The 15,461-nt window shown below is 72.1% G+C and carries 13 protein-coding genes; 2 read left to right on the forward strand and 11 right to left on the reverse strand.

Annotated features, from left to right (window positions below):
- Positions 1-32 precede the first annotated feature (32 nt).
- Positions 33-821: a glucose 1-dehydrogenase gene (locus AWQ70_RS00880; RefSeq protein ID WP_067168761.1), complete on the forward strand. Its 789-nt coding sequence runs from the start codon at positions 33-35 to the stop codon at positions 819-821.
- 154 nt (positions 822-975) lie between these two features.
- Here the strand turns inward: AWQ70_RS00880 and alc are convergent, their stop codons facing one another.
- The 11 genes from alc to pucL form a co-directional block, all read right to left on the reverse strand.
- Positions 976-1,929, reverse strand: a complete 954-nt coding sequence (gene alc / locus AWQ70_RS00885; protein WP_067169011.1) for an allantoicase — start codon at positions 1,927-1,929, stop codon at positions 976-978.
- 71 nt (positions 1,930-2,000) lie between these two features.
- Positions 2,001-3,719, reverse strand: a complete 1,719-nt coding sequence (gene gcl, locus AWQ70_RS00890; protein ID WP_067168762.1) for a glyoxylate carboligase — start codon at positions 3,717-3,719, stop codon at positions 2,001-2,003.
- On the reverse strand, positions 3,719-4,600 hold the full coding sequence (locus AWQ70_RS00895; RefSeq protein WP_084516396.1) for a 2-hydroxy-3-oxopropionate reductase: 882 nt from the start codon (positions 4,598-4,600) through the stop codon (positions 3,719-3,721). The genes gcl and AWQ70_RS00895 overlap by 1 nt, the downstream gene beginning before the upstream one ends.
- A 13-nt stretch (positions 4,601-4,613) precedes the next feature.
- Positions 4,614-5,447 carry a hydroxypyruvate isomerase family protein gene (locus AWQ70_RS00900; RefSeq protein ID WP_067168763.1) on the reverse strand — a complete coding sequence of 278 codons (834 nt, stop codon included), beginning with the start codon at positions 5,445-5,447 and terminating at the stop codon, positions 4,614-4,616.
- The gene (locus AWQ70_RS00905) at positions 5,444-5,824 is read right to left on the reverse strand and encodes an allophanate hydrolase-related protein (RefSeq protein ID WP_067168764.1); all 381 of its coding nucleotides are present in this window, start codon (positions 5,822-5,824) and stop codon (positions 5,444-5,446) included. Before AWQ70_RS00905 ends, AWQ70_RS00900 begins: the two co-directional genes overlap by 4 nt.
- A 120-nt stretch (positions 5,825-5,944) precedes the next feature.
- Positions 5,945-7,375 carry an NCS2 family permease gene (locus AWQ70_RS00910; RefSeq protein WP_067168765.1) on the reverse strand — a complete coding sequence of 477 codons (1,431 nt, stop codon included), beginning with the start codon at positions 7,373-7,375 and terminating at the stop codon, positions 5,945-5,947.
- A gap of 146 nt (positions 7,376-7,521) precedes the next feature.
- The gene (pucD, locus tag AWQ70_RS00915; RefSeq protein ID WP_084516397.1) at positions 7,522-9,840 is read right to left on the reverse strand and encodes a xanthine dehydrogenase subunit D; all 2,319 of its coding nucleotides are present in this window, start codon (positions 9,838-9,840) and stop codon (positions 7,522-7,524) included.
- Complete coding sequence (locus AWQ70_RS00920) at positions 9,837-11,222, reverse strand: 8-oxoguanine deaminase (RefSeq protein ID WP_174552353.1); 1,386 nt, start codon at positions 11,220-11,222, stop codon at positions 9,837-9,839. The genes pucD and AWQ70_RS00920 overlap by 4 nt, the downstream gene beginning before the upstream one ends.
- A 58-nt stretch (positions 11,223-11,280) precedes the next feature.
- Positions 11,281-11,754, reverse strand: a complete 474-nt coding sequence (locus AWQ70_RS00925) for a (2Fe-2S)-binding protein (protein WP_067169020.1) — start codon at positions 11,752-11,754, stop codon at positions 11,281-11,283.
- A complete protein-coding gene (locus tag AWQ70_RS00930) occupies positions 11,754-12,629 on the reverse strand; it encodes an FAD binding domain-containing protein (protein ID WP_067169022.1) in 876 nt (291 codons plus the stop codon). The genes AWQ70_RS00925 and AWQ70_RS00930 overlap by 1 nt, the downstream gene beginning before the upstream one ends.
- Positions 12,630-12,631: 2 nt before the next feature.
- Complete coding sequence (gene pucL, locus AWQ70_RS00935; RefSeq protein WP_067168766.1) at positions 12,632-13,513, reverse strand: factor-independent urate hydroxylase; 882 nt, start codon at positions 13,511-13,513, stop codon at positions 12,632-12,634.
- 369 nt (positions 13,514-13,882) lie between these two features.
- On the opposite strand from pucL, the gene AWQ70_RS00940 reads away from it, so the two are divergent.
- A complete protein-coding gene (locus tag AWQ70_RS00940) occupies positions 13,883-15,385 on the forward strand; it encodes a PucR family transcriptional regulator (protein WP_218004363.1) in 1,503 nt (500 codons plus the stop codon).
- Positions 15,386-15,461 lie beyond the last annotated feature (76 nt).

Consider the following 15,461-nt stretch of genomic DNA (forward strand, 5'->3'; position numbering starts at 1 on the left):
CCTATAAGCCCCCCTGACAACAAGGAGAAGACATGTCCGGTCTGCAGGACAAGGTAGTCATCGTGACCGGCGGCGCGCGCGGCATCGGAGCCGCCGCCGCCACCCGCATGGCGCGGGACGGCGCGAAGGTGGTGATCACCGATGTGCTGGAGGAGGACGGCCGCGGGACCGCCGAGTCCCTCGGCGGGCTGTTCGTCCCGCACGACGTGACGAGCGAGGCCGGCTGGGCGTCGGTCGTCGACACCGCGACCCGGACGTACGGCAGGATCGACGGCCTGGTCAACAACGCGGGGATCTCCTCCAACCAACTGATCGAGGACGAGAGCCTCGAACACTTCGAGCGAGTGCTCAAGGTCAACCTGACCGGCGTCTTCCTCGGGCTGAAGGCCGTCGTCGGCCCGATGCGGGCCGCCGGGGGCGGCTCGATCGTCAACATCTCGTCGGCGGCCGGTCTGACGGCCCTGCCCTTCACGTCCGGCTACGGCGCGTCCAAGTGGGGTGTGCGCGGGCTCACGAAGATCGCGTCGGTCGAGCTCGGCCGCCACCGCATCCGGGTCAACTCGGTCCATCCCGGCATGACCTACACCCCGATGACCACCAAGAACGACGTCGCCCACCTCGGTGAGGGCATGTTCCCGCTGTCCGCGCTGGGCCGCGTCGGCGTACCGGAGGAGATCGCCGAGGCGATCTCCTTCCTCATCTCGGACGACTCGTCCTACGTGACGGGTGCGGAGCTGGCCGTCGACGGCGGTTGGACGGCCGGCGAGGTCGTCATGATGCCCCGGGCCACGCCGGACGCCGGCGCCTCGGACGCCCCGTGACGCGAGGGCGGGCGGCGCCTCGGCACGCCGATCCCGCGGAGGTGGGCGCTCGGCATCCGGACGGTGAGGAACTGCCCCGGCTTGTGGGCGAACGCCGCCCCGGGGCCGATGAGGGCCGCGTCGGCGAGGTCCACGCACGGCCCGGGGCCGGCGGTCAGTCCGCGGCGAGGTGGCCGAGGAGGCGGACGCGGGCGAGGCCGCCGTCGGGATGGACGTCGATCCGGACGTGCGTGGCCACGGGCGCGCCGGCGATGCGGAAACGGTGCGGCGTGTCGGGCAGCAGCCGGGTCCTGGGCAGCAGCTCGAACCAGGTCTCCCCGTCCGCCGTGCCGCTGATCGAGACCGCGCCGGGGGCGTTGTGCACGAGGTTGGTCGTGTCGATCTCGGCGAGCTCGACGACTCCGGCGCCCGCCAGGCGGATCAGCAGCCAGTCGTTCCCGCCGTCGCGGCGGCGAGCGGTCTCCCAGCCCTCGGCCTGGTGCCGGGCGAGGCCGGGGGCGATGGCGTTGTTGGGCGAGGAGTAGAACTCGTCGGAGCAGCCGACGACCAGCGCGCCGTTCGCCAGCGCGGCCAGGTCCAGGCTGAGACCGTCGTACGGGGTCAGGTCGGGTTCGACCTCGCCGTGCACGCGCAGCCGGGCGATCCCCCCGTCGGGGAACATGTTCAGCCGGACGTGGGTGCGGCGCCGCTCGTCGGCCACCTCGAAGAAGTGCTCGGCGTCTCCCTTGAGTGCCTGCTTCGGGACGATCTCCACCCAGTCCGCGGCCTCCAGTTCGCCGATCGTGGGATGGCCGTCGACGGCGGTCGCCTCGACGGAGGCGTGGGGCGGGTAGTTGCCCGTGAACCAGGCGGTGTCGATCACGACGCCGCGGATCACACCGGGCAGGCCCAGCCGGATCAGGGCCCAGTCGTGGCCGGGCTCGCGCCGCCGCCGGGTCTCCCACCCGTCGTAGACCTGCCCCTTGGGGCCGAAGGTGTGCGCCCGGAAGGCGGGGGCTCCGGGCCGGATCAGGTTCTCCCGCTCGGCGAAGGACTCGTCGCTGGCCGCGATGACCGCACCGCCGAAGGTGCGCAGGGCCAGGTCGGGCAGAGCGGTGAATTCGCGCACGGGACGGCCTTTCTCGTGGGTGCTGAGGTCCGGTCCTGCCGGGAGGCGCCGGGGAGCGTGGGCGGCCATCGTCACGCCCCGTCGGGGAGGGGCTCGAACTCCTTGACGGCGTCGATGGCCGGGCCGTGCGGGGTGTTCGCCTCCCGCTCGATCATGATCTCGACGAGGACCGGGCGGCCGGTCGACCGCGCCTCCTTCCTGGCCCATTCGAGCGCCTCGCGGATGTCCCCCGGGCTGACGACCCGGCGGCCGGAGCAGCCGTACGCCTCCATGATCTTGACGTTGTCGGTGCCGTACTCGTCGTAGTGGATGTCGACCTGGTAGTTCATCTCGTACGGGATCGACGCCTGGCGGATGAGCCCCAGGTACTCGTTGTTGATCATGATCAGGATGAGCGGAACGTTGTACTGCGCGCCGACGGCGAGCTCCTCCACCATGTACTGGAAGCCGTAGTCGCCGACGATGCCCACGACCTCGGCGTCGGGCTCGCTGCTTTCGAGGGCCTTCCTGACACCGATCGCGGCCGGGATCTCCCAGCCCAGCGGGCCGGCCTGGCCGCAGATCTGGTAGTGCCGCGGCTTGTACGCCTTCTGGTGCTGGCCGCCCCAGATCTGGTACAGGCCGATGGCGGTGACGAAGTAGGTGTCCTCGCCGAAGACCTCGTTGATCTCCTTGTAGACGCGCGGGGCCTTGATGGGGACCGTGTCGAAGTCCTCGCGGCGTCCCAGGCTCGCCTTGAGCTCCCGGATCCTGGCGACCCACGCGCCCGCCTCGCGGCCCGCGCCGCGTTCCCGGGCCATCTCGATCATGGCGCGCAGGAAGAGCCTGGCGTCGGAGACGACGCCCAGGTCGGGCTCGAAGACCCTGCCGATCTGGGTCGGCTCCACGTCCACGTGGATGAAGGCGCGCTCACCTCGGTAGACGTCGAGCCGGCCGGTGTGCCGGTCGCCGAAGCGGGCGCCGACGGCCAGCACCAGGTCGGACTCCAGGAAGGAGGCGTTGCCGTAGCGCTGCGAGGTCTGCACGCCGGTGATGCCGCAGAACAGCTCGTGGGTTTCGTCGATCGCGCCCTTGCCCATGAGGGTGACCTGGACCGGGATGTTCAGATACTCGGCGAGTTCGCGCAGCTCGGCGGCCGCCTCGGCGATGATCACGCCGCCGCCGGCGAGGATCAGCGGCCTCTCGGCGGCGAGCAGGAGGTCCAGGGCCCTCTCCACACGCGGCGGGTGCGGCTCGACCGGCGCGACCGGCAACGGGGCGTCGAGCGCCGGGTCGTAGTCGATGAGTTCCTGGGCCACGTCCACCGGGATGTCGATCAGGACGGGCCCCGGTCGCCCGGAGCGCGCGACGCGGAACGCCTCGCGGAAGATCCACGGAGCCGTGGCCGCCTCCTTGATCTGCACCGCCCACTTGGTGACAGGCTCGGCGATCGCGACGATGTCGACCGCCTGGAAGCCCTCCTTGTCGAGCAGCGCGGTGGCCGCCTGGCCGGTGACGCAGACGATCGGGATCGAGTCCGCGTGCGCGGTGTACAGGCCGGTGATCATGTTGGTGCCGGCCGGGCCGGAGGTGCCGATCGCGACGCCGACCCTGCCGTTGGTGCGCGCCCAGCCGTCGGCCATGTGGGTGGCGCCCTCCTCGTGGCGGACGACCAGGTGCTCGATGCCGCCGACCTCCTCCATCGCCTTGTACAGCGGGAGGATCGCGGCGCCGGGGCAGCCGAACGCGACGTCGACGCCCTCGGACTTCAGCACTTCGACGACCGCGTTCATCGCGGGGATCCTGGGCATCAGCGGTCCCTCCCGGAGAGGTTCTCCGCGACCTTGAGCAGCGCGGAATGGTCGAGGCCGCCGTGGCCCTGGGCGCGGGCGGAGGCGATGAGCTGGGCGACGAGGGCGCCCATGGGGACGGCCACGCCGGCGCCGCGGGCGGCGTCGAGGACGATGCCCATGTCCTTGTGGTGCAGGTCGACGCGGAATCCCGGGCGGAAGTCGCGGGCCAGCATCGACGCGCGCTTGATGTCGAGGACGCGGCTGGCCGCCAGGCCCCCGGCGAGCACGTCGAGCCCCGCCGCGGCGTCCACTCCCGCCGCCTCCATCAGCACGATGGCCTCGGCGACGAGGGCGTACGTGCCGCCGACGACGAGCTGGTTGGCCGCCTTGACGACCTGCCCCGCCCCGGCGGGGCCGACCAGCTCGTACGTCTTGCCGACGGCCGCGAAGACCGGGGCGGCGGCGTCGAAGTCCTCCCGCGAGCCGCCCACCATGATGGACAGGACCGCGTCGACCGCGCCCTTCTCGCCGCCGGAGACCGGGGCGTCCAGCACGCGCAGGCCCCTGGCCGCCCCCTCGCGGGCGACCTTCCGCGAGGTCTGCGGCGTGATCGTGGAGAAGTCGATCACGAGAACGCCCGGCTCGGCATTGGCGAGCACGCCGTCCTCGCCGAACATGACCGCCTCGACCTGCGGGTCGGCCGGGAGCATCGTGGCGACGACCTCGGCGCCCGCGACGGCCTCGGCGACGCCGCCCGCGGTGTTCCCTCCGGCGGCCCGGAGCCGGGCGAGGGCGTCCTCGCTGAGGTCGAAGCCGGTCACGTCGTGTCCTGCTCCGACGAGGTGCCCGGCCATGGGGGATCCCATGATGCCGAGCCCGATGAAACCGATCGTGCTCACGCGTTCTCCTCTCCTAGGACTCGCGGGTGCGGTCGCCGTCGGGCCCGCCGGGTCGTACGCCCGGATCGGGCAGGCGCCCGATCCAGCCGAAGTCCAGCAGGGCGTCCTTGTACTCCAGGCCGATCCAGCCGTCGTAACCGTGCCGGTCCAGGACGGAGAAAAGATGGCCGAAATCGAGCGTCCCCGTGCCCGGACGGCCGCGGCCGGGGACGTCGGCGATCTGCACGTGGCCGATCCTGGTCGCGTACTCGCCGATCACGGCGTCCAGGTCCTCCCCCATCCGGGCGAGGTGGTACAGGTCGCACAGGATCTTCACGTTCGGCTCGCCTGTCCGGTCGGCGACCTCGGCGGCGGCCTTGGCCGAGACAAGCGGATAGGAGGGCGACTCGTGGACGTTGAGCGCCTCCACGAGGACCACCGCGCCGATCCGGGCGGCGGCCCGCGCGGCGATCGCGAGGTTCTCCGCGGCCAGTTCGTCCTGCTCCGCCGGGTCCAGGCCGTACACGCGGTTGCCGTACAGCGCGTTCAGGGCCGTGCAGCCGAGCTCCCCGGCGATGCCCACGGCGACGTCGACGTTGTCGCGGAAGCGCGCGCTGTCGGCGGGGCGGGAGAGGAGGCCGCGGCCTCCGGCCGCGATGTCGTCGGCGAAGTTGAGGCCGGCGAGGTGGACGCCCGCGTCCCTGATCGCGCGGACGAAGGCGTCCACCTCCGTGTCCGCCGGCACCGCCTCGGCGAACGGCCACCAGAACTCGACCCCGTCGAACCCGGCCGCCTTCACCGCGGCCGGGCGCTCCAGCAGCGGCAGGCCGGTGAAGAGGATCGAGCCGTTGACGTCGAATCTCGTCATGCCTTCTTCTCCTTGTAGGTCTTCCAGCTCCCGAACTCGGTGATGTCGTACAGCTCGGCGTGGGAGCTGGGAGCCCGGCGCAGGAGCATCGCGAACGAGGAGGTGCCGTCGGCGAGCTCGATCACGCCGAGTTCCAGTTCCGGGGGTTCGGCGGGGATCAGCCGGTCGCGCAGGACGTCCATCGGGACGTCGTAGAGCTCGCCCCCGATGGCGGCGCCTCCGTGCGACACCGGCGCGAGCCCGGGGCACCGGTCGGCCACGGAGTAGAAGCGGTACTTGGGAGCGGTGACGGTCTCGGCCACCAGCGGGGCGCCGTCGAGCAGGTGGTGCAGCGGGCCGCCCCGCATCGCGCCGCCGTTGAGGAACATCAGGGCCATGGGCAGGCTCCTCCCAGGGTCAGGGTCGATCCGGTCGGGTGGGCCCGTGGTTCCGCCGTGGCGGCGGCGCGGTACCTCGTGTGGGTTCCCGGCGCGTACGGCCGGGGTGACGGGGTGGGGTCAGCCGAGGAGCTGCTCGATGGCGCCGATGCCGAAGTAGCCGACGAACACCAGGCTGATCACCCAGAGCAGCCAGTGGATCTCGCTGAACCTGCCGCGCACGGCCTTGATCAGCGTGTACGCGATGACGCCGGCGCCGACGCCGTTGGTGATGGAGTAGGTGAACGGCATCAGGGCGATGGTGAGGAACGCCGGGATCGCCAGGTCCATGTCGTCCCAGGCGATCTTGCGTACGGCGGCCATCATCAGCGCTCCGACGAGGACCAGCGCGGCCGACGCCGCCTGGGCGGGCACCACCGCGGCGAGCGGGGTGAGGAACATCGCGGCGGCGAAGAGCACGCCCGTCACGACGGAGGCGAGCCCGGTGCGCGCGCCCTCCCCGACGCCGGCCGCCGACTCCACCACCACCGTGTTCGCCGAGGCGCCCGTGCCGCCTCCGATGACGGCGCCGAGGCCGTCGATCGTGAGGATCTTGCCGAGCCCACGGATCTTGCCGTCCTTGGCGAGCCCGGCCTCCTCGCCGACGCCGAGGATCGTGCCCATGGCGTCGAAGAACCCGGAGAGCACGAGGGTGAAGAGCACGGCGGTCGCGGTGAGCGCCCCGGCCGCGCCGAAGCCGCCGAACAGGTCCACCTTGAACAGCAGGCCGAAGTCGGGCGCCGCCACGATCTGGTCGGGCACCTTCGGGACGATCAGGCCCCACGCCTGGGGGTCGATCACCGCCACCGCGTTGATCGCCACGGCGATCACGGTGGCCGCCACGATGCTGATCAGGATCGCGCCGGGGATCCGCCGCGAGAAGAGCGCGAACATCAGCAGGAGGCCGGCGCAGAACACGGCGACGGGCCATCCGCTGAGGTGCCCCCCGTCCCCCATGGTCAGCGGCGTCCCCTCGCCGCGGGTGACGAACCCGGCCTTCGCCAGGCCGATCAGCGCGATGAACATGCCGATGCCGACGCCGATGGCGTGCTTGAGCGGCGTGGGGATGGCGTCCATGATGAGCTGCCGGACGCCGGTGAGCGCGAGGATCACGATCAGCACGCCTTCGAGCACGACCAGGCCCATGGCCTGGTTCCACGTCATGTAGGGGGCGGCCTGGAACGCCACCACGGGGGCGACGGCGAGCCCCGAGGCGAGGGCGAAGGGGGCGTTCCCCACCACGCCCATCAGGATCGTGGTGAGCGCCGCAGAGAGGGCGACCGCCGTGGTGAGCTGCGGGATCGTGAGCGACGCGCCGGTCACGTCCTTGGCGTCGCTGAGCATGATGGGGATGAGCAGGACGATGTAGGCGACGGCCACGAACGTGGTGACGCCGCCGCGGACCTCCCTGGCGATCGTCGTTCCCCGGCCGGTGAGGTCGAACAGGCGGTCGAGCAGGTTCCGGGAGGCCCCGGGGGCCTCGCCGGACGGCCTGGTCTGCAACTGGGTCATGGTCGGGCCCTCCCAAGGGCGTCGTCGACCTGCGGACGGCCGGATGCCGGATCCCGGCGGTCCGCGCGGTTCGAAGGGGGGTGCGGTTGTGGGGTCCGTCCCGTCCACGGGCGGGGGCGGGGGCGGCGGGGGCGATGCCCCGTCGGTCAACTGCTTCCGGTGATGTGTTCCGGACGAACCGGCACTCGGGTGAGTGCGAGACCCGTGGCGTCGCGGATGGCCGCGACGATCGCGGGGGTCGAGGAGAGCGTGGACGGCTCACCCGCTCCGCGCAGCCCGTACGGGGCACGCGGATCGGCGTTCTCGAGGATCTCCAGGCGCATCGGAGGCATGTCGAGGATCGTGGGGATCAGGTAGTCGGTGAACGAGGGGTTGCGCACCCTGCCGTTCTCCACCACGATCTCCTCCATCACGGCGAGGCCGAGGCCCTGCGCGCTGCCACCGTGGATCTGCCCTTCCAACGCGACACGGTTGAGGATCCTTCCCACGTCCTGGACGGCGGCCAGCTCGACGACCTTCACCAGGCCCAGATCGACGTCGACGTCCACCACGGCCCGGTGGACGCACAGGGCGAGCTGGGCGTGCGAGTCGCCTCTCCCGGTCACGGGGTCCATGCCCGTGGTCGGCCGGTGGTGGTACTCGCGGGTCTCCTCGATGACGGCGTCCCCGAGGAGCTCCGCGATGGTCCCGAGGACGCCGGCGCTCTCGGAGACGACCTTGTCGCCGGTGAACGACAGGTCGTCGCGGGCGTGGCCGAACCGGGCGGCGGCCAGGGCGGCCATGCCCTCACGCACGGCCTGGCAGGCGGTCATGACCGCGCCGCCGGTCATGTAGGACTGGCGCGACGCGGAGCTCGACCCGGCGTCGCCGACCCGGTTGTCGGCCGGCTGGATGACGACCCGCCGCACGCCCAGTTCGGTGCGGGCGATCTGGGCCTCCAGCGTCACCAGTCCCTGGCCGACCTCGGCGGCCGCCGTGTGGACCATCGCGACCGGCTCCCCGCCGATGACCTCCAGCCGGACGCGCGCGGTGGAGTAGTCGTCGTAGCCTTCGGAGAAGCAGATGTTCTTCAGGCCCACGCCGTATCCGACGCCGCGCCGCACCCCCTCGCCGTGGGTGGTCTGCGACACGCCGCCCGGCAGGTCGCGGAGGTCGCCGGTGTCCGCCGGGGCGGGCATGGGCAGCTCGCGGGCCGTCTGGAGCATCTCGGCCATCGGCAGCGGCGCCCAGATGATCTGGCCGGTGGCCAGCGCGCTGCCCTCGGCGGCGGCGTTGACCTGGCGGACCGTGACCGGGTCGAGCCCGCAGGCGTCGGCGAGCCTGTCCATCATCGACTCGAACGCGAAGCAGGCCTGGACCGCGCCGAAGCCGCGCATCGCGCCGCAGGGCGGGTTGTTGGTGTAGACGCCGTAGGCGTCGATCCTGACGTTCGGGATCACGTACGGTCCCACGGCGAGGGACGCCGCGTTGCCGACCACGTTCTTCGTCGAGGACGTGTACGCGCCGCCGTCGAGGATGATCTCCACGTCGGCGTAGACGATGCGGCCGTCCTTCGTCGCGCCGTACTCGTAGCGCATCTGGGCGGGGTGGCGGTGGACGTGGCCGAAGAACGACTCGTACCGGTTGTAGACGATCTTGACGGGTTTGCCGGTGCGGAGCGCGAGCATCGCGGCGTGGATCTGCATCGACAGGTCCTCGCGGCCGCCGAAGGCGCCGCCGACGCCGGACAGCGTCATGCGGATCTTGTCCTCGGCCAGGCCGAGGCAGGGGCCGATCTGCTCGAGGTCGTTGTGCATCCACTGGGTGGCGACGTAGAGGTCCACCCCGCCGTCCTCGGCCGGGATGGCGAGGCCGGACTCCGGGCCGAGGAACGCCTGGTCCTGCATCCCCACCTGGAACTCGCCGGAGACCACCACCTCGGCCAGCTCCCTGGCCGCGTCCACGTCCCCGACCCGTACGGGCTGGTGGCGGGCGACGTTGCCGCGCGGCTGGACCCGCGGGTACGCCGGGTCGAACGCGGCCCGGCGGGCGTCGGTGAGCGGTTCGAGGACCTCGTACTCGATCCGGATCTTCTCCAGGGCCCGGCGCGCGGTCTCCGGGTGGTCGGCCGCGACGAGCGCGATCGGCTCGCCCTGGTGGCGTACCTCGTCGAACGCGAGGACCGGCTGGTCCCACGTGTGGTCCACGCCGAAGTGCTTGCGCCCCGGGACGTCCTCGTGGGTGAGGACGGTCCACACGCCGGGGTGGGCGAGCGCCTCGGAGGTGTCGATGGACAGGATCTTCGCGCGGGGGTGCGGGCTGCGCAGCGTGGCGCCCCACAACATCCCGTCGATCCACAGGTCGGAGGAGTAGGCGAACTCGCCTCTGACCTTCAGCACCCCGTCGGGGCGGAGCGCGCTGTCGCCCACTCCCCCGCCGCCCGGGGCCGCGATGTCGCGCGGTGCCCGCGCCGGTGCGACGCTCATGCGTGAACCTCCTTGGCGGCGGCGAAGCCCTGTTCCTCCGCGAGCCGGGCGAGACGGCGACGGGCCGCGCCGCCCGCGCGGGCCAGCTCGTCCTGGGCGACCGTGCGCAGCTCGCCGTCCTCGACGATCGTCTCGCCGCCCACCAGGAGGAGGGCGAGCGGCGGCTGCCGGCCGCCGAAGACCAGGGCGCACACCGGGTCGGCGACCGCCTCGGCGAAGCCGTCGAGCCGCCACAGGGCGATGTCGGCGAGCTTGCCCGCCTCCAGCGAGCCGATCTCCTCCTGGCGGCCCAGGTTCCCGGCCCCGCCGATGGTGGCCATCTCCAGGGCCTGCCGCGCGGTGACGGCGGCCGGGCCGTACCTGGCCCGCTGGAACAGCAGCGCCTGGCGCATCTCCCCGAACAGCGAGGTCAGCTCCGAGGAGGCGCTGCCGTCCACGCCGAGGCCGACGTTCGCGCCGCGGCGGAGCAGCTCGGTCACGCGGGCGACGCCGGCGCCGAGGCGGCCGTTGGAGCTGGGGCAGTGCGCCGTGCCGGTCCGCGTACGGGCGAACGTCCCGATGTCGGAGTCGCTGAGGTGGACGGCGTGGGCGAACCACACGTCCGGGCCGAGCCAGCCGAGCTTCTCCATGTACTCCAGGGGACGCATCCCGAGCTGGGCCAGGCAGTGCTCCTCCTCGTCGAGGGACTCGGCGAGATGGGTGTGCAGCCGCACGTTCTTGGACCTGGCCAGCGAGGCCGCCTCGGTCATCAGGTCGGCGCTGACCGTGAACGGCGAGCAGGGGCCGACCGCCACGCGCAGCTTCGAGGAGAAGGAGGGGTCGTGGTAGGTGTCGACCGCGTCGGCCGTCGCGTCGAGGATCTCGTCGAGCTTCTCGACGAGGACGTCCGGCGGCAGGCCGCCCTGGGAGGCGCCCCTGTCCATCGATCCCCTGACGGGGTGGAAGCGGATGCCCAGCTCCTGCGCCGCCTCGACCTCCGCCGCGAGCAGGTCGCCGCGGCCCTTCGGGAAGATGTAGTGGTGGTCGCTGGACGTGGTGCAGCCGGACAGGGCCAGGTAGCCCAGGCCCGCTCCGGCCGCCCCCTTGACGACCTCGGCGTCCATCGCCGCCCACAGCGGGTAGAGCGCCACCAGCCACTCGAACAGCGTGCCGTCCTGGGCCAGCCCCTGCGAGGCCCACTGGTAGAGGTGGTGGTGGGTGTTCACCAGGCCGGGCGTGGCCAGGCAGCCCGTGCCGTCGACCCTGGTGGCGCCCGGGACCGCCGGGGCGGGGCCGGGGCCGAGCGCCGCGATCCTGTCGCCTTCGACGTGGATGTGGCCGGAGGGGATCTCCGCGCCCACGACCGGGGCGATGTGGACGTTCTCGATCACCATGGAATTCATGCGGTCTCCTCCATCGACCGGTCGCGGCGACGCGCGCCCGCGTCCTCGGCCCGCCCGCTCACGGGTTCTCCGCCCTGCGGTTCGCGGCGAGCCGTACGGCGGCCAGGATCTTCTCGTAGCCGGTGCACCGGCACAGGTTGCCCGCGAGGGCCTCGCGGATGTCGGCGTCCGACGGCCGGGGAACCCGCTCGATCAGGTCGTGGGCCTGGACCAGGAGGCCGGGGGTGCAGAAGCCGCACTGGACGGCGCCGCACTCGACGAACGCCTCCTGGATCGGGGCCTGCCGGTCGCCCTCGGCGAGTCCCTCGACCGTCCTGACCCGCCGCCCCTCCGCCTGGCCGGCCGCGACCAGGCAGGAGCAGACGGGCACCCCGTCGAGGAGGACCGTGCAGGATCCGCACTCGCCCTGCTCGCAGGCGTTCTTGGAGCCGGGCAGGCCCATGCGCTCCCGCAGGACGTAGAGCAGGCTCTCGCCCTCCCAGACGTCGTCGGCGGTCTCCTCGCGGCCGTTGACGGTGAAGCCGACGCGCATCACCCGGCCCTCCTCTCCGTACGTCCGGCCCGGAGGTCGTTCCAGGCCCAGGTCAGGGTGCGGCGCGCCATCACGCCGATGGCGTGCCTGCGATAGCCGGCGGTGCCGCGTACGTCGTCGATCGGCGAGGCGGCCTCCGTGGCCAGCTCGCCGAAGCGCCTGAGCACCGCGGGTTCGAGTGGTGCGTCCCAGTCCAGCTCGGCGGCGAGGAACTCCTCGGCGGCGCGGGCCCGGCGCGGGGTCGGGGCGGCCGAGCCGATCGCGGCGCCGACCCGCCGCTCGCCGGGATGGAGCGCGATCGCGAACGAGCAGACCGCGATCACCATGGCGTTGCGGGTGCCGACCTTGGAGAAGTACTGCGGGCCGCTCGCCGGGCTCATCCAGAACGCGCGGATCAGCTCGTCGGGCAGCAGCGTGTTCCGCTTGACCCCGAGGTAGAACTCGTCGGCCGGGATCATCCGCACGCCGCGGGCGGCCGACTCGACCTCGATGACCGCGTCCCCGGCCAGCAGCGCCGGGTGGCTGTCCCCGGCGGGCGAGGCCGCGCCCAGGTTGCCTCCCACGGTGCCGCGGTTGCGGATCTGCGGCGAGCCGACCGTACGGGCCGCCTGGGCCAGGCCGGGCAGCCGGTCGCCGAGCTCGGCGATCAGCCGCGCGTACGGCACGCCCGCGCCGATCCGCAGCCGCCCGTCCGCCTCGGCGGTCCAGCGGGTGAGCTCGGCGACCCGGTTCAGGTCGAGCAGCGCTGCGGGCCGGTGGACGTCGAAGTTGAGTTCCACCATCATGTCGGTGCCGCCCTGGATGGGCGCCGCCTCCGGCAGGTCGGCCTTGGCGGCCAGTGCCTCCGCCCACGTGGCGGGTCGCAGGAATTCCACGGTCACTCCCAGGCGAAGCCGGCGTCGGGGGCGTTCTCGTCGAGCACGGCGCCCTCGATGAGCCCGTAGGGGCGGTCGGCGGCGTGGAAGACCTCCCCGGGGTTGTCCAGCGCGAACGGGCTCAGATCCACCAGGAAGTGGTGTTTGTTCGGCATCGCCAGGCGCACCTCGCAGACCTCGTCGCGTTCCTCGAGCACCTGCCGGCCCATCGCGTAGAGGGTCTGCTGCAACGACAGGCTGTGGGTCGTGGCGAAGGCCTCCAGCAGGCATCGGCGCACCTCCCGGTAGGAGGCGCCGAAGGGGGAGCCGTCGGAGAGGTGCCGCCACCTGGCCGACACCTCGGTGGCGAGGACGCGGTCGCGGGTCGGCCGCAGGGTGGTGTACTCGTCCTCGATGAAGCCGTGGAACTCCGAGCCGGTGGAGTTGAGCACCACCAGGTTCTTCAGGCCGGAGACCACGGTCGTCGTGCCGTCCCGGTCGTGGTGGACGACGCAGGTGCGCACCTCACCGCCGGAGCGCACGAACGAGTACCGTCCCGCGGCCTCCCCGCGGAGGGGGATGCGGTCCCAGAAGTACTCCTCGATCTCGACCCGGGCGTGGTGGATGGACGGCTGGGAGTCCACGTAGTGGCGGGCGAGGAGGAGCGCGAAATCCTCGATCTCGTGTACGCCGTGCCTCTCGGCGAAGGCGTAGGCGGTGTTCTTCTGCGTGTCCGTCGGCAGGACCGCCGCGTTGTCGCCGCTCAGGTGCACCTCGTCCATGTCGCCGGAGAGCGCGGAGCTGACGTTGATGTCCTTGATGTGGTGGACGCCGTCGTCTCTGACGACGCGGAGGACGCGGGTCTCCGCCTTGCCGTAACGGTTGGCGCCGAGGACAACGGGCATGTTCGCTCCTTCTGTGTGGCGGGCGAGCGGCTGCGGCACGTGCTCTTGCGCGGGCGCCGGGGTGGGGCCGGCGCCCCGCCTCCGCGACGCCGTATGTCGACGCGGGCCGGCCTCCCCGCCGGCGGGGACGTTCCGCGTTTCGGTTGCGTTCGGTTGCGCGTTCGGTTGCAAGCAGTACACAGATCGGGGCGCCGGATGGTCCAGCAGCACGGAATCTGAAGTGAAGTTCCTCTTTATCGCGACTTTTCGTGTCATGCTCCAATTGGTTTTTTCCTCGTCACTACCGAGGGTTGTAGGGGATCGACCTCTCGATCGGCCTCCTCACCGAGGGAAGGGAGACCCGCGATACGCCTGAACGCGCTCTTGGAGATGTCCGAGCTGGGCCTTTCGCTGGTGACGGGCCGCGACGAGCTGGAGCGGAGGATCCGGTGGGTCGTCACCACCGACCTGCTCGATCCCGGCCGGTACCTGACCGGCGGCGAGCTGGTGCTCACCGGGCTGATCTGGCGGCAGTGCCCCGAGGACAGCGACCGGTTCGTCCGGGGACTCGCCCACGCCAGGGTCTCCGCGCTGGCCGCGGGCGACCCCCGCCGGGCCGAGCTCCCCGCCGACCTCGTGGAGGCGTGCCGCAAATACGGGATGCCGCTGTTCCACGTGCCCGACGTCCTGTCGTTCGCCGATGTCACCGAGCAGATCGCGCGACGCCTGTCCAAGGACAGAGCCGCCGACATGACCGCCGTACTGGACCGGCACCGCCGGCTCGTCTCCGGCGTCACCCCGGGCTCGGGGCTGAACCCCGTGCTCCACATGCTCGGCCACGACCTGGGCATGCCCTGCTGGGTGCTCACTCCGGCCGGACGCGTGGTCGCCGGCTCGCACCGGCTGCCGGAGGAGACCGCCCCGCTGCTGGCCCGGGGCTTCCTGACCGCCAGGCGGATGCCGTGCACGGTCCGGGGCGCGGAGCGTTACTCCGTCTTCCCCGTGGACGAGCAGAAGACGGCGAGAGTCGCCGACTGGTTCCTGGCCTTCGAGGGCGTCTGCGAGGACTGGCCCGAGGAACGGCTGGCGTTGGCCGGCGAACTGGCCGCGGTGGTGGCGCTGGAGCGCGCCCGCCTGGACGATCGTATGAGACCGGAGGGCCGCATCGCCCAGGAGCTCATCCGGTTCGTCCTCGCCGACGGCAGGCCCAGCGACATCCTGCCGCGGCTCGACGTCACCGGTCTGGTCTCCGAGCACGGATTCGTCGCCGTGGCCGCGGCCTCGCACAACGGGCTGCGTCCCGGGGAGCTGCGGGTGGTGGTCAAGGAGATACTCAACAGGTCGTGCGCGTCGCCGGCCGTCGGCGTGGCCGGAGAAGAGGTCATCGCGCTCCTCCCCGCATCCCGGTCGGATGTCACCGCCGAGGTCCGCGAGGCGGTGGGCACGCTGGCTCCCGGACTCGGCGCGAGCCGCCTCACCATCGGGGTCAGCGGGACGGTCCCGATGGAAGGGCTGCGCGGCGCGGTCGAGGAGGCCCGGTACGCCCGCCGGATAGCCGAGGGCCGGGCCGGACCCGGCGCGGTCGTGGGCCACGACGAACTGGCCACCCACGTGCTGCTGCTCGCCTCCGTCCCCGACGACGTGCGGGACGTCTTCCGGGTCCGCCTGCTGGACCCGCTTCGCGGCTACGACCGGGTGCACCGGGCCGATCTGGTCCGCACGCTGGAGGTGTTCCTGCTCAACTCGGGGGCCTGGCGGAAGTGCGCCGAGATCCTCCACATCCACGTCAACACCCTTCGCTACCGGATCCGGCGGATCCAGGATCTGACCGGCCGGGACCTTTCCCGCCTGGAAGACCGGGTGGATTTCTTCCTGGCGTTGCGGCTGGGTTAGGACCGCACCGGGACGGGACGGTCCGGAGCCGCCCTGTCCGGAGCCGCCCTGTCCGGAGCCGCCCTGCCCGGTTCCT

Origin of the sequence: Microtetraspora niveoalba (genome assembly GCF_001570405.1) — a bacterium.
GTDB lineage: Bacteria > Actinomycetota > Actinomycetes > Streptosporangiales > Streptosporangiaceae > Microtetraspora > Microtetraspora niveoalba.

What these genes read in the sequence shown, in the direction of transcription:
- pucL (WP_067168766.1), bottom strand. Translation starts at nt 13,513, where the DNA reads ATGCCCGTTGTCCTCGGCGCCAACCGTTACGGCAAGGCGGAGACCCGC.
- AWQ70_RS00880 (WP_067168761.1), top strand. Translation starts at nt 33, where the DNA reads ATGTCCGGTCTGCAGGACAAGGTAGTCATCGTGACCGGCGGCGCGCGC.
- AWQ70_RS00905 (WP_067168764.1), bottom strand. Translation starts at nt 5,824, where the DNA reads ATGGCCCTGATGTTCCTCAACGGCGGCGCGATGCGGGGCGGCCCGCTG.
- AWQ70_RS00925 (WP_067169020.1), bottom strand. Translation starts at nt 11,754, where the DNA reads ATGCGCGTCGGCTTCACCGTCAACGGCCGCGAGGAGACCGCCGACGAC.
- AWQ70_RS00910 (WP_067168765.1), bottom strand. Translation starts at nt 7,375, where the DNA reads ATGACCCAGTTGCAGACCAGGCCGTCCGGCGAGGCCCCCGGGGCCTCC.
- AWQ70_RS00900 (WP_067168763.1), bottom strand. Translation starts at nt 5,447, where the DNA reads ATGACGAGATTCGACGTCAACGGCTCGATCCTCTTCACCGGCCTGCCG.
- pucD (WP_084516397.1), bottom strand. Translation starts at nt 9,840, where the DNA reads ATGAGCGTCGCACCGGCGCGGGCACCGCGCGACATCGCGGCCCCGGGC.
- AWQ70_RS00940 (WP_218004363.1), top strand. Translation starts at nt 13,883, where the DNA reads ATGTCCGAGCTGGGCCTTTCGCTGGTGACGGGCCGCGACGAGCTGGAG.
- gcl (WP_067168762.1), bottom strand. Translation starts at nt 3,719, where the DNA reads ATGCCCAGGATCCCCGCGATGAACGCGGTCGTCGAAGTGCTGAAGTCC.
- AWQ70_RS00920 (WP_174552353.1), bottom strand. Translation starts at nt 11,222, where the DNA reads ATGAATTCCATGGTGATCGAGAACGTCCACATCGCCCCGGTCGTGGGC.